Origin of the sequence: Aeromonas allosaccharophila (assembly GCF_016026615.1) — a bacterium.
GTDB lineage: Bacteria > Pseudomonadota > Gammaproteobacteria > Enterobacterales > Aeromonadaceae > Aeromonas > Aeromonas allosaccharophila.
On the sequence record NZ_CP065745.1, the window covers coordinates 1,848,422 to 1,862,226 of the forward strand.

Sequence of the window (13,805 nt, forward strand, 5' to 3'; positions counted from 1 at the left end):
AATTTCAGGGCGCCGCCGCTTGCGGCGCCAGCAGGGACTGGATATGGCTGAAGAGTTGAATGTACTCAGGGACAAGATAGATGCGGTGGACAAGCAGCTGATCGATCTGCTGGCCGCTCGTCTGGCTCTGGTGGGGGAAGTGGGTGAAGTGAAGAGCCGCCACGGCCTGCCCATCTATGCACCGGACAGGGAGGCGAGCATGCTGGCCCGCCGCCGCGCCGAGGCAGAGCTGCTGGGGGTGCCCGGCGATCTCATCGAGGATGTACTGCGCCGGGTGATGCGCGAATCTTATGCCAGCGAGAAAGACACCGGCTTCAAGTGCATAAAGCCGGATCTTGGCAAGGTGGTCATCATCGGCGGTCAGGGCCAGCTTGGCCGGCTGTTCGGTCATATGTTCGGCCTCTCAGGCTATCGGGTCGAGACGCTGGAGCAAGCCGACTGGCCGCGCGCCGACGAGATCCTCGCCGACGCCGGTCTGGTGATGGTGGCGGTGCCCATCGACATCACCTGCCAAATCATCGACCGGCTCGGCAACTTGCCCGCCCACTGCCTGCTGGTGGATGTCACCAGCGTGAAGGCGGCGCCGCTCGAACATATGCTGGCAGTACACAAAGGGCCGGTGCTGGGGCTGCACCCCATGTTCGGACCGGATGTGGCGAGCCTCGCCAAGCAGGTGATCGTCTGCTGCCAGGGTCGTGACCCCGCCGCCAGCCAGTGGCTGCTGGATCAGATGACCATCTGGGGCGCCCGCTTGCAACAGGTGGAAGCCAAGGCCCACGATGAGGCGATGACCCTCATTCAGGCGCTGCGCCACTTCGCCACCTTTGCCTATGGCTGGCACCTATCCCGGGAGCAGGCCAATCTGGATCGCCTGCTGAGTTTGAGCTCCCCCATCTACCGGTTGGAGCTCGCCATGGTCGGACGGCTATTTGCCCAGGACCCCCACCTCTATGCCGACATCATTTTGTCGTCACCGCAAAACCTGGCGATGATCCGCCGTTACTACCAGAACTTTGGCGAAGCGCTGGGGCTGCTGGAGCGGGGGGACAGAGCCGGATTTATCGACGCCTTCTCGCAGGTCTCCGGTTTCTTCGGCGAACACGCCGACCAGTTCCTGCGGGAAAGCCGCATGCTACTGGCCCAGGCCAACGACCGCCGCCAACACGGCTGATCCTGCAAAAGCAGTAACCACTCATGCCACTCGGAAGGAGCCGCCACCATTCATGACTGGATGCGGGCCAAAGACTTCCATTGGAGGGGCGATTAAGCGCCTGCGGGTTGCCATTAACAATGGCAACCCGCTTTGCAACTTGTCTCGAAGTAAACCCAGTCCTACCTAATCGTCGCCATCTGCCGCACGCAGCGTTGTTCCCTGTCATCCACCCGTTTGGCAAACCAGGCGGTGGTGAGATTGCGGGTGATTTTCGGGCTCTTTAGCTGAATGCCGGGCAGGATGGCGCGGGGCTGCCGCTTGCCCGCTTGCTTGTCGGCCAGGGTAAAGATGCGATGGTAAAGATCGGTCTCGGCAAATTCGGCGGTATCGCCAAGTTTGAGGCTCTGGTGGATCGCCTGTTTGCTCATATGGACCCGGTTGGCGAGGGTGTAGACGGCCAGTTCGGTGTTGCCCGGCAGATCCGAGTCATAGCGGATCAAATCCCCGTCCAGCGCCAGGGTTTTGCCACTCAAACGGCTGACGGCGGCCTGAAAGGCGGCGTTGCGGCTGGCGTACCAACCGGCGTTGAAGTCGGCGAAGCGATAGAGGGTATCGGGGTACTCCGCCTCATAGCCAAAGATATGTTTGGTGCCAAACCAGATGCCACCACGGCGGGTAAAGACCTCGTGGCGAATGGAGTCCTTGACGGGATAGGGGTAACCACGGGTGTTGGCCTCGGCAAAGGCGATACTCACCTGCATCGGTCCGCCGGTATGCACCGGGTTGAGGTTGCCAAACAGCGTCTTGCCCATCGGCAGCATGCTGATCATGTCTTCGAAAATTTCGCTCATCTCCCGCTCGGTACGCAACTTGTCGATGCGCTCGGCGTAGCTCTTGCCGGTCGGCGAGTTGATAGAGAGTGCGGCCCGCACCATAAACTCGGGGATCAGCAGCTTGGCCGCCCGTAAGTTGATCTCCTTCCAGGCGATCTTGCCAAGGCCCGGCACCACGGGGTCGGCCTGATAGGTCGCCTCCTGCTCCGCCACCGCCAGCACGGTACAGACGTTGTGGTCATTGACCGTCACCCCTTGCGTAGTGAGCGCCGTCACCACGTCGTTGGCCCACCCCTGTTTGTCAGGCACCTGACGGGGCAAGAAGCGCACGATGCGGCTCTTCATATCCGCCGGTTTGCGCGGCTGCATGGCGGGTGGTGTCGCTTTTTGGGCTGGAGTTGTGGTGCCCGTTGCGTCGCTCGGCGTAGGGGTTGAAGCAGGATCGCTGGCACAACCGGCCAGCAGCAAGGCAGAGCAGAAGGCGAGAAGACGACAGGAAGGCAAAGCGGTCATAAGCATGTCCATTTTTGTAGGCCCTACAGGCAGTGCCTCGGCACTGCACTGACAAGCAAAGTGGCGCCATTGTAGAGGATTGCCTGCTGCAGTTGAAACCCGCGCTCGCGACATCCCCTCCCCTTGTCTGCTTTTGCCACCTCACGCGCAATCCGCTGTCTGCGATGCAGCACTCATCACCGTCATCAATGACTCACCCGGCCCGAACTGAACGGTTAGCAACAGATAAAAAGAAACCCCCGCCATCGCTGGCGGGGGTTGGTCGTCTGGCGAGTCGGGCGGATGCCCGCGGCAAACCGCTTAGCGGTTTTTCACCTTCTGGTGCAGCTCCTGCACCGAGTTGACGTTGGCGGTAGCATCCACGCTGATGGCCATGCAGGTGGCAAACGCCTCATTCATGGTGGTGGTATACGCCACCTTGTTCTGCAAGGCGGCGCGGCGCAGCTGCTTGGAGTCCTGGATCGCTACCCGCCCTTCGGCGGTGTTGACGATGTAGGTGTACTCACCATTCTTGATGCGGTCGAGAATGTGCGGACGCCCCTCGTGCACCTTGTTGACCAGACGCGGGTTGATGCTCGCCTCGCCCAGTGCGACGGCGGTGCCGTGAGTGGCATCCAGCTCGTAGCCCAGCTCCAGCAGCTTGGCGGCCAAGTCGACCACCTGCGCCTTGTCGCTGTGACGTACCGACAGCAGGGCACGCCCCTCTTTCGGTACGGCGTGGTTGGCTCCCAGCTGCGCCTTGGCATAGGCCTCGGCAAAGCTGCTGCCCACCCCCATCACCTCACCGGTAGAGCGCATCTCCGGCCCCAGCAGCGGGTCAACCCCCGGGAACTTGGCGAACGGCAGCACCACCTCTTTCACCGAGTAGTAGGGCGGGATGATCTCTTTGGTAAAGCCCTGCTCTTTCAGGCTCTGACCGGCCATCACGCGGGCGGCAATCTTGGCCAGCGGCGCACCGGTCGCCTTGGAGACGAACGGCACGGTACGGGCGGCACGCGGGTTCACCTCGATGAGGTAGATGTCGTTGCCCTTGACCGCAAACTGCACGTTCATCAGGCCGACCACACCGAGCTCCAGCGCCAGCTTGCGCACCTGCTCGCGGATCTCGTCCTGAATCTTCTTGGACAAGGTGTACGGCGGCAGGGAGCAGCCGGAGTCACCGGAGTGGATACCGGCCTGCTCGATGTGCTCCATAATGCCACCGATGACCACATCGGTGCCGTCGCAGATGGCATCCACATCCAGCTCGGTGGCATCGTCCAGGAAGCGATCCAGCAGCACCGGCGATTCGTTGGAGACGCTCACCGCCTCGGCGAAGTAGCGACGCAGGTCGGTCTCGTCGTAGACGATCTCCATGGCACGGCCACCCAGAACGTAAGAGGGGCGAACCACCAGCGGGTAGGTGATGCGCTCGGCTACCACAACCGCCTGCTCCAGCGCGGTGACGGTGCCGTTTTCCGGCTGCTTGAGGCCAAGGCGCTCGACGGCAGACTGGAAGCGCTCGCGGTCTTCGGCGCGGTCGATGGCATCCGGGCTGGTACCGATAATCGGCACGCCGTTGGCTTCCAGGGCGCGGGCCAGTTTCAGCGGGGTCTGGCCGCCGTACTGGACGATGACGCCCTTGGGTTTTTCGATGCGCACGATTTCCAGCACATCCTCCAGGGTCACCGGCTCGAAGTAGAGACGATCCGAGGTGTCGTAATCGGTGGAGACGGTCTCCGGGTTGCAGTTGACCATGATGGTCTCGTAACCGTCTTCGCGCAGGGCCAGCGCCGCGTGCACGCAGCAGTAGTCGAACTCGATACCCTGACCGATACGGTTCGGACCGCCGCCGATGATCATGATCTTGTCGCGGGTGCTCGGGTTCGCTTCGCACTCCTCGTCATAGCTGGAGTACATGTAGGCGGTGTTGGTGGCGAACTCGGCGGCGCAGGTATCGACCCGCTTGTAGACCGGGAAGATGTTGTGGCGGGCACGCAGTTTGCGCACTTCCCCTTCGGCCACGCCGAGGATCTTGGCCAGACGGGCATCGGCAAAGCCTTTGCGCTTGAGGGCGCGCAGAAAGTCGGCATCGAGACCGGCCATGCCGCGCTCTTTCACCTCTTCTTCCAGCTTCACCAGATCTTCAATTTGCACCAGGAACCAGGGGTCAATCTTGGTCAGCTTGAAGATGCCATCCATGGAGAGACCGGCGCGGAACGCATCGGCGATGTACCAGATACGGTCGCAGCCAGCATCCTGCAGCTCGTGGCGAATGCGGGTCAGGGAGTCCGGGGCATTGAGGTCAACCATGGGGTCGAAGCCGGTTTTGCCGGTCTCGAGGCTGCGCAGCGCCTTGTGCAGGGACTCCTGGAAGTTACGGCCGATGGCCATCACTTCACCAACCGATTTCATCTGGGTAGTCAGACGGTCGTTGGCACCGGCGAACTTCTCGAAGTTGAAGCGCGGCACCTTGGTGACCACATAGTCGATGGCTGGTTCGAAGGAGGCCGGAGTGCGGCCGCCGGTGATGTCGTTCATCAGCTCGTCGAGGGTGTAACCGATGGCGAGCTTGGCCGCAATCTTGGCGATGGGGAAGCCGGTCGCCTTGGAGGCCAGCGCGGAGGAGCGCGACACCCGCGGGTTCATCTCGATGATGACCATCCGGCCATCTTTCGGGTTGATACCGAACTGGACGTTGGAGCCGCCGGTCTCGACGCCGATCTCGCGCAGCACCGCCATGGAGGCGTTACGCATCAGCTGGTACTCCTTGTCGGTCAGCGTCTGGGCTGGCGCGACCGTGATGGAGTCACCGGTGTGGATACCCATGGGGTCGAAGTTTTCGATGGCGCAGACGATGATGCAGTTGTCGTTGCGATCCCGCACCACCTCCATCTCGTACTCTTTCCAGCCAATCAGCGACTCGTCGATGAGCAGCTCTTTGGTCGGCGACAAATCCAGACCGCGCTCGCAGATCTCGACGAACTCTTCGGTGTTGTAGGCGATGCCGCCACCTGAGCCACCCATGGTAAAAGAGGGACGGATGATGCAGGGGAAGCCGACCATCTGCTGCACGCCCCACGCCTCTTCCATGTTGTGGGCGATACCGGCGCGCGGGCACTCCAGGCCAATGCTCTTCATGGCGATGTCAAAGCGACGGCGATCTTCGGCCTTGTCGATGGCATCGGCGGTGGCACCGATCATCTCGACCCCGAACTCGGCCAGCACGCCGTGCTTCTCCAGCGCCAGTGCGCAGTTGAGCGCAGTCTGGCCACCCATGGTGGGCAGGATGGCGTCCGGGCGCTCTTTCTTGATGATTTCGCGCACTACTTCCCAGGTGATGGGTTCGATGTAGGTGGCGTCCGCCATCTCCGGGTCGGTCATGATGGTGGCCGGGTTGGAGTTGACCAGAATGACGCGGTAGCCCTCCTCGCGCAGGGCTTTGCACGCCTGGGCGCCGGAGTAGTCAAATTCGCAGGCCTGGCCGATGACGATGGGGCCGGCGCCGAGGATCAGGATGCTCTGAAGGTCGTTACGTTTTGGCATGGCTTCTCTTTTCCTCTTAAGCGCGATACTGCTTGATCAATTCAATAAAGTGGTCAAAGAGACCGGCACAGTCGTGCGGGCCCGGGCTCGCTTCGGGGTGACCCTGGAAGCTGAAGGCCGGACGGTCGGTGCGATGGATGCCTTGCAGCGACCCGTCGAACAGGGAGACGTGGGTGGCGCGCAGGCAATCCGGCAGACTGTTCTCATCTACCGCAAAACCGTGGTTCTGGGCGGTGATCATCACGGTGTTGTCATCGAGACTCTTCACCGGGTGGTTGGCACCGTGGTGGCCAAACTTCATCTTGACGGTCTTGGCACCGGAGGCCAGACCCAGCAGCTGGTGACCCAGGCAGATACCGAACACAGGGGTGTTGGTATTGAGGAAGGCCTTGATGGCCTCGATGGCGTAGTCGCAGGGCTCGGGGTCGCCGGGGCCGTTGGAGAGGAAGATGCCATCCGGGTTCATCGCCAGTACCTCGGCGGCCGGGGTCTTGGCGGGCACCACGGTCAGGCGGCAGCCACGGTCAACCAGCATCCGCAGGATGTTGCGCTTGACGCCAAAGTCATAGGCCACCACGTGGTATTTCAGCTGGTCGGCATCCGGGGTGACGTGCCCCTTGCCAAGCTGCCAGCTGCCTTCTGTCCAGTTGTACGCCTCACCAACCGTCACCTCTTTGGCCAAGTCCATCCCCTTCAGACCGGGGAAGGCGCGAGCCTGTTCGAGAGCATAAGCTTCATCGACCTGCTTCCCAGCCAGAATGCAGCCAGCCTGAGCGCCTTTCTCGCGCAGGATGCGGGTCAGTTTGCGGGTGTCGATGTCGGCGATGCCAACGATGTTGTGAGACTTGAGGTATTCGGAGAGGGATTGCTGATTGCGGAAATTGGAGGCAAGTATCGGAAGGTCCCGGATGATCAATCCCTGAGCGTGGATTTGACTGGACTCTTCATCTTCGCTGTTGGTGCCGGTGTTGCCTATATGGGGGTAAGTGAGGGTGACTATCTGACGGGAATAAGAGGGATCGGTGAGGATTTCCTGATAGCCCGTCATCGACGTATTGAAAACCACTTCACCAACGGAACATCCCTCGGCGCCTATCGACACGCCTTTGAACACAGTTCCATCTTCCAGCACTAGCAATGCAGTGTGATTCAAGACAACCTCCAGTTATTTAGCTTTAAATTCAGCAATTTACCTGGGTGTTGCGGGCTCGGTTCCGGTCTTGGACAGGACTCGAACCCGGCAGATTTCTGGCAAATTGGGCGCATTCTACTTAAAAAAAGTGGCATTTCAACGTCTTTTCTCAGATGAAATGCATCTAAATTCAATAAACAAGCAACATTACCCATTATCTATGCACTATATCGCTTTGCAACCCCCTCTCACGAAAGAAAAGGAAAAACCACTACCAAAAGACGCACCCAAGCCCGCAATAGCGACAAAAACCAACAAAAAACCCAATAAAAACAATGCATTTTTTTTCAAAATTAAAATGATTAATGATTAATCTGACTTCTTTTAGGTGACAAGATTGAACGAGAAAAATAGAAAACGTTTTTCTGCGTTTGAATTTTTAGTCTTTTTTGTGGTGTGTAAAGAAATGGCTGTATCAGCCATAAAGATGCTCAAATCCGTTACCTGGCGATGACATTCAGAAAGGAAAAATCTGGAGGATAAAGCAATAATGCGATTTATGAGGCATTCATAGATAAAACAGCGGAAGAGCCTTATTTTTCACATACTCCGGATAGCAGGCAGCAAAAACCCCGGCAAGCCGGCAATGCTGATCAGTTAAGGATCCATTGACCGATCCTTCTGCTGTAGGACAATCCGGAACCAGTCACTGGTTCCGGATTTTTTTATGTCTATTGCAAACGACCTGAACGATGTTATTGAGACATCTGGCGACATGCTGGCTCGGCTGGCCATTTTTGCCGACCATATTCCCGACGAATGGATTACTGCCGCTGCCACCTTGTCTGAAAAGGCCACTATTCGCCGCCGCCGCTTACCTTCTGATATGGTCTTGTGGCTCGTCGTGGGGATGGCCTTTTTCCGTAATGAGCCCATCTCCGAGGTCGCTCGGCGCCTCAATATCTGTGCAGAAGGGTTGGCCAATGACGCCTTGCTCGCGGACAGTGCCCTGTCTCAAGCCCGTCAGCGACTCGGCAAACAGCCGCTCGAGTGGCTGTTCAAGCAGTGTGCCGATGTGTGGGGACGGGAACGTTATCCTGAAGACCAGTGGCACGGTTTACAGGTCTTTGCCATCGATGGAGCCCTGTTCCGTACCCAGGATATGCCTGAACTCAGGGCGCATTTCGGCTCGGGTAACACCTCAACCAACCGGCAGACACCCTACCCGATGCTGCGGCTGGTCACGCTGATGAATGTCCGCTCGCATGTCATTGCCAACGCGGCCATCAGCCCGTACCGCAAAGGGGAAATTCCCCTGGCCAGCGAGTTCATTCACTCATTGCCGGACAATTCGGTGACCCTGCTGGATAAAGGTTTCTTCGGTGCCGACCTGTTGCTGCGTATTCAGGCCGAAGACACCGACCGTCACTGGCTCATCCCGGAACGCAAGGGGCTGGTATATACGGAACTTGAGCGCTATGGCGACGGTGACCGTCTGTTGCAAATGACGGTCTCGCCTCAGGCTCGCAAGAAAAACCCCGAGTTACCGACGCACTGGCAAGTTCGCGCAGTGACCTATGAGGTGGCAGGCAAGGAGAAAACGGTCTTTACCTCCCTGCCCGTGGTGAGGTTCAGCGCAGCTCAGGTGGCGACCCTGTACCACGAGCGCTGGGAAATCGAGCTGGGATACCGGGATATCAAAAGCGCGATGCAGCACAACGCCATCACGCTGAGAAGCAAGAAAGTGGACTTGGTTTATCAGGAGCTGTGGGGATTGCTGCTTGGATACAATCTGGTCAGGCGGGAGGCGAGCCAGGCCGCCGTAGCTCATCAGCGAGCGCCCAATGAGGTGAGCTTCAAGTTTGCCTGTCAGTTCATCGCGAACCAGATGGCGGTGATGGCGGGCGCGTTATCGCCAGCACATACCCCACGGAGGTTGGCGGAGTTGCGGGGCTGCATAGGCGTCATGTTCATAGAAAAACGCCCCAGGCCATCGAGACCCAGGGCGGTGAAGATATCAAAGACCCGTTTTCCGGTAAATCGCAATGCGGCTCCGCTTAAGTGAACAGCATTGCGGCAAGCCGGGGTTCTTCACTGGATACAAGTCGCACAAGCGTGCCGCACAGAGGCATCACTTGAGATTGAGCACGTCCTGCATGTCATAAAGACCGGCACCCTGCTGGCCAAGCCACTTGCCCGCCCGCACCGCACCGTTGGCGAAGGTCAGACGGCTGGAGGCCTTGTGGCTAATCTCCACCCGCTCGCCGATATCGGCAAACATGACGGTGTGCTCCCCCACCAGATCGCCGGCGCGGATGGTGGCAAAGCCGATGGTGTTGCGATCCCGCTCACCGGTGATCCCCTCGCGGCCATAGACGGCACACTCCTTGAGATCGCGACCCAGCGTTTTGGCGACAACCTCCCCCATGGAGAGCGCGGTGCCGGAGGGCGCATCCACCTTATGGCGATGATGGCCTTCGATGATCTCGATGTCGGTGTAGTCGCCCATCACCTTGGTGGCCTGCTCCAGCAGCTTGAACACCAGGTTGACCCCGACCGAGTAGTTGGAGGCGAACACGATACCGATCTGCTTGCCTGCCTCTTTCAGGGCGGCCTTGCCTGCCTCGTCAAAGCCGGTGGTGCCGATCACCATCTGCTTGTGGTGAGCCAGCGCAAAGGTCAGATTGCCCAGCGTCACCTCGGGGCGGGTGAAGTCGATGATAAGATCAAACTCATCGCGCACCTTGTCCAGACTGTCGCTGATCGCCACCCCCAGATGGCCCAGCCCGTTGAGATCACCGGCATCGAGACCGATCACCGCAGAGCCCGGCCGCTCCAGCGCTGCCCCGACCACCACGCCATCGGCATGAGTAATGGCCTCCAGCAGCACCTTGCCCATACGACCATTACAGCCCATCACGGCCACACGGATCGGATTGTCCATCTCCACCCTCTCATCTCTTTATTATGGAAAGAGACCGTTTTACCAGCCCGCGCCCGCTTTGAAAAGCTCACTCTGCGCCACCACACCACCTCGACATATAAACGGAAATATTGGATAAATCAGAATATTTGACGGATTTAATCACACAGACAAAATCACCAAACAAAAACACCTATCCGTCTGGACGTCTATCTTGACCTTGCGGGGTTGACTCACTACTGTGGGCCCCCCAATGCGGCAGGATGCCCGCCCTGTTTTCCCCCTATCCCTATCCGATACAGGCACAAAGCAGTTTATGACAGGAGGTCATTGTTCAATTTCAGAGGAACACATGATCCAGACTCAACCCAGTGCCAGGGCCTTGCTGCCACTCCTGGTTTTTCTCGCACTCTTTATCGGTACCGGCACCTGGCTGACCCTGCAAGGGGTCGAGTTCGCCTTCTATCAGCTGCCCGCTCCCGTGGCGGCCCTGCCTGCCGTGATGCTCGCTCTGCTGCTTGGCAAGGAGGGCTTCAACAGCAATCTGGAGACCTTCTTCAAGGGGGTTGGCCACAGCAACATCATGGCGATGTGCCTTATCTATCTGCTGGCGGGTGCCTTTGCCAGCGTGGCCAAGGCCACCGGGGGCGTTGATGCCACCGTGGCGCTCGGTCTGTCGCTCATCCCCGGCTGGGCGCTGCTGCCCGGGTTGTTCCTGATCTCTGCCTTTATTGCTACCGCCATGGGTACCTCCATGGGCACTATCGGTGCCGTGGCGCCGGTGGCGCTCGGCGTAGCGCAGGCGGCCGGTATCGATCCTGTGCTGATGGCGGGCACCATTCTCTCCGGCGCCATGTTTGGCGATAACCTCTCCATCATCTCCGACACCACCATCGCGGCCACCCGCAGTCAGGGTTGCGAGATGAAGGACAAGTTTCGCGAGAACTTCAAGATTGCCGCTCCTGCCGCCATCGCGGTGATCCTGCTCTATCTGACGCTCGGGTCAGTGGGTGAAGCCCCTGCCAACGGCAACGCCATCGAGCTGGTCAAGGTGATGCCTTATCTGCTCATTCTGGGGCTGGCGCTCGCCGGAGTGAATGTGTTCGTGGTACTGGGGATCGGCATTCTGGCCGCTGGTGCTGTGGGCATGGTCAACGGCTACGCCATCGGTCAGTTCAGCAAGGATATCTATCAGGGCTTTACCGGCATGCAGGAGATCTTCCTGCTCTCCATGCTGATCGGTGGCCTCGGCGCCCTGATGGAGCGTCAAGGTGGGCTGGCCTGGATCAGCGAGCGCATCAGCGCCCTGATTGCCCGTTTCACCCGCGAGCACAACGGCGAACAGAACGAGAAAGCGGCCGAGCTGGGCATCGCCGGGGTGGTGAGCCTCACCAACCTCTGCACCGCCAACAACACGGTGGCCATTATCGTCGCCAGCAAGGTGGCCCGTGATCTGGCCGAGCACCACGGGGTCACCCCGCGCCGCGCCGCTTCCATGCTCGATATCTTCTCCTGCGTGGTACAGGGTCTGATCCCCTGGGGCGCACAGGCACTGCTGCTGGGCTCCATCTTCGCGATGTCGCCGCTGGCGGTGGTGAGCATGAGTTTCTACCCGATGGCGCTCGCGGTGGCGGCACTGATTGCCGTGTTCGTGAAACACCAGATGCGTGGCAAGGCTGACAAATAACAGGATAACGTCCATGCGTTTCTACACAGGATTAGCGCTCGCGGTGGCGGCACTGATTGCCGTGTTCGTGAAACATCAGATGCGCAGCAAGGCTGACAAGTAACAGACCCGACGCTGGCGTGCTGAGATGCCATCGACAGGGGCCACACCTTAGTCCTTGTTGATGCAATATCGGATGCGCCAGCGTTTATCTCACCGCCCCTTGGCATCAGCCGTCCGGGGTGGGAGTTCCCCTGCCCCCTTAACGTCCAGAGTGAATGTGCTAAGGTAGAGCGCGTTCACGCCATCGATGCGCAGCTATACCAGAGGTTCCCCATGCATGAGTCCCAACCCGAACGTCAATCCCTGCGCCAACTGGTTCGTCAACGCCGCAAAAATCTGAGCCCAGCCGAGCAACAAGCGGCGGCCCAACAGTTGCTGGCCCAGTTCAAACAGCACCCCGAGATCCTCGCCGCCAAGCGCATTGCCCTCTATCTGGCCAATGATGGGGAGATCAATCCCCTGCCCACCATCCATTGGCTGTGGGCCCAGCACAAAGAGGTCTACCTGCCGGTGCTCCACCCCTTTACCCCGGGTCACCTGCTCTTTTTGCGCTACACCGCCACCAGCCCCATGGTGCGCAACCGCTACGGCATCGAAGAGCCGGAGCTGGATATCCTGCAGGTGGTGCCCCACAGCACTCTCGACCTGATTTGCACCCCGCTGGTGGCTTTCGATGCCCAGGGCAATCGCCTTGGCATGGGCGGCGGCTACTACGATCGCACTCTCGCCATCTGGCATGAGCACAAGCTGGGCCCCAAGCCACTCGGTATTGCCCACGACTGCCAGCAGGTGGATGCGGTTCCGCAAGAGGAGTGGGATGTACCACTGCCCCAGATCATCACCCCGAGCTACTGCTGGCGCTTTGAATAGGCGGTTTTTGGCCAGCTGACCCGGCTTTGTGCGCGCAAACGCAGATTAAACAGGCAAACGATTTACCAATCACCGCTTTTTACCCCGGAACGTGAGCAACAAGGTCGCGACGGGGCATCGGGTTGGATATAATGCGCCCGCTTTTTTCTTAAGGAACGATCATGACTCAAGATGAAATGAAGAAGGCGGCCGGTTGGGCTGCGCTCAAGTATGTGGTTCCCGGCACCATCGTCGGGGTGGGCACCGGCTCTACCGTCAACCACTTTATCGACGCGCTGGCGACCATGAAGGACGAGATCAAGGGGGCGGTATCCAGCTCCGTGGCCTCCACCGAGCGCCTCAAGGGCTTCGGCATCACCGTGTATGATCTCAACGAGATCGACGCCCTCTCCGTCTATGTGGATGGCGCCGACGAGATCAACGGCACCCGCGACATGATCAAGGGCGGTGGCGCTGCCCTGACCCGCGAGAAGATTGTTGCCGCCGTGGCTGACAAGTTCATCTGCATCATCGACAACACCAAGACCGTCGACGTGCTGGGCCAGTTCCCGCTGCCGGTGGAAGTGATCCCGATGGCCCGCGAATACGTGGCCCGCGAAATCCGTAAACTGGGTGGCAACCCGGTGTGGCGTGAAGGGGTGGTCACCGACAACGGCAACCATATTCTGGATGTGAAAGGCATGGCCATTACCGATGCCAAGGCGCTGGAAGTGCAGCTGAACGCCATCGTAGGCACCGTCACCAATGGCTTGTTCGCCGCCCGTGGCGCCGATGTGGTCCTGATCGGTACGCCGGATGGCGTGATTACCCAGTAATCCCGACACCGGTGGTACAGTGCAACAGCATCATCCCTCGCCCAGCATCGCCACACAGCCAACCCTGGCGCAGCAGCGGCGTTGATTGGCGCCCGGGATGGGATACGCACCCAAACATTGCACTGTGAATAAATGACGGCGCCTGATGGCGCCGTTTTTATTTATCCCTCAACAAGTTGCATACGGATGTTTACAACAATCGTTGATAACTTCAAAGAATTTGACTTTCGTCACAAATATTCCCTCTCCCAAACGTTTTTGCTACTTTACGGTTTTCTTCGCACACCAAATCTGCACTTACGTTTGCACATA

The 13,805-nt window shown here is 59.3% G+C and carries 9 protein-coding genes; 5 read left to right on the forward strand and 4 right to left on the reverse strand.

The annotated features are described in order from the left end of the window. Positions 1-43 precede the first annotated feature (43 nt). Positions 44-1,171, forward strand: coding sequence for a bifunctional chorismate mutase/prephenate dehydrogenase (tyrA, locus tag I6G90_RS08150; protein ID WP_139408824.1), 1,128 nt, complete (start codon positions 44-46; stop codon positions 1,169-1,171). A gap of 161 nt (positions 1,172-1,332) precedes the next feature. Here the strand turns inward: tyrA and I6G90_RS08155 are convergent, their stop codons facing one another. The 3 genes from I6G90_RS08155 to carA form a co-directional block, all read right to left on the reverse strand. Beyond that, entirely contained in the window at positions 1,333-2,499 is a 1,167-nt protein-coding gene (locus I6G90_RS08155) for a DUF1615 domain-containing protein (RefSeq protein ID WP_197930674.1), read from the reverse strand. A 300-nt stretch (positions 2,500-2,799) separates the two neighbouring features. Next, on the reverse strand, positions 2,800-6,024 hold the full coding sequence (gene carB, locus I6G90_RS08160; protein WP_197930684.1) for a carbamoyl-phosphate synthase large subunit: 3,225 nt from the start codon (positions 6,022-6,024) through the stop codon (positions 2,800-2,802). 16 nt (positions 6,025-6,040) lie between these two features. Next, positions 6,041-7,177, reverse strand: coding sequence for a glutamine-hydrolyzing carbamoyl-phosphate synthase small subunit (gene carA, locus I6G90_RS08165; RefSeq protein ID WP_005337628.1), 1,137 nt, complete (start codon positions 7,175-7,177; stop codon positions 6,041-6,043). Between the two features lie 706 nt (positions 7,178-7,883). On the opposite strand from carA, the gene I6G90_RS08170 reads away from it, so the two are divergent. After that, positions 7,884-9,221 (forward strand): IS4-like element ISAeme15 family transposase, encoded by a 1,338-nt coding sequence (locus I6G90_RS08170; RefSeq protein WP_197930685.1) that lies wholly within the window; start codon positions 7,884-7,886, stop codon positions 9,219-9,221. A gap of 66 nt (positions 9,222-9,287) precedes the next feature. On the opposite strand, the gene dapB is transcribed toward I6G90_RS08170, so the two are convergent. Further along, positions 9,288-10,100, reverse strand: a complete 813-nt coding sequence (gene dapB / locus I6G90_RS08175) for a 4-hydroxy-tetrahydrodipicolinate reductase (RefSeq protein WP_197930686.1) — start codon at positions 10,098-10,100, stop codon at positions 9,288-9,290. 331 nt (positions 10,101-10,431) lie between these two features. Here dapB and I6G90_RS08180 point away from each other — a divergent pair, with 331 nt between their 5' ends. The 3 genes from I6G90_RS08180 to rpiA all read left to right on the forward strand — a co-directional run bounded on the left by I6G90_RS08180 (position 10,432) and on the right by rpiA (position 13,493). Continuing rightward, positions 10,432-11,766 carry a Na+/H+ antiporter NhaC family protein gene (locus I6G90_RS08180; protein WP_197930687.1) on the forward strand — a complete coding sequence of 445 codons (1,335 nt, stop codon included), beginning with the start codon at positions 10,432-10,434 and terminating at the stop codon, positions 11,764-11,766. A 315-nt stretch (positions 11,767-12,081) separates the two neighbouring features. After that, positions 12,082-12,678: a 5-formyltetrahydrofolate cyclo-ligase gene (locus I6G90_RS08185; RefSeq protein WP_042057745.1), complete on the forward strand. Its 597-nt coding sequence runs from the start codon at positions 12,082-12,084 to the stop codon at positions 12,676-12,678. A gap of 161 nt (positions 12,679-12,839) precedes the next feature. Further along, positions 12,840-13,493 (forward strand): ribose-5-phosphate isomerase RpiA, encoded by a 654-nt coding sequence (gene rpiA / locus I6G90_RS08190; protein WP_182969314.1) that lies wholly within the window; start codon positions 12,840-12,842, stop codon positions 13,491-13,493. Positions 13,494-13,805: the final 312 nt, after the last annotated feature.

What these genes read in the sequence shown, in the direction of transcription:
- tyrA (WP_139408824.1), top strand. Translation starts at nt 44, where the DNA reads ATGGCTGAAGAGTTGAATGTACTCAGGGACAAGATAGATGCGGTGGAC.
- dapB (WP_197930686.1), bottom strand. Translation starts at nt 10,100, where the DNA reads ATGGACAATCCGATCCGTGTGGCCGTGATGGGCTGTAATGGTCGTATG.
- I6G90_RS08180 (WP_197930687.1), top strand. Translation starts at nt 10,432, where the DNA reads ATGATCCAGACTCAACCCAGTGCCAGGGCCTTGCTGCCACTCCTGGTT.
- rpiA (WP_182969314.1), top strand. Translation starts at nt 12,840, where the DNA reads ATGACTCAAGATGAAATGAAGAAGGCGGCCGGTTGGGCTGCGCTCAAG.
- carB (WP_197930684.1), bottom strand. Translation starts at nt 6,024, where the DNA reads ATGCCAAAACGTAACGACCTTCAGAGCATCCTGATCCTCGGCGCCGGC.
- I6G90_RS08185 (WP_042057745.1), top strand. Translation starts at nt 12,082, where the DNA reads ATGCATGAGTCCCAACCCGAACGTCAATCCCTGCGCCAACTGGTTCGT.
- I6G90_RS08155 (WP_197930674.1), bottom strand. Translation starts at nt 2,499, where the DNA reads ATGACCGCTTTGCCTTCCTGTCGTCTTCTCGCCTTCTGCTCTGCCTTG.
- I6G90_RS08170 (WP_197930685.1), top strand. Translation starts at nt 7,884, where the DNA reads ATGTCTATTGCAAACGACCTGAACGATGTTATTGAGACATCTGGCGAC.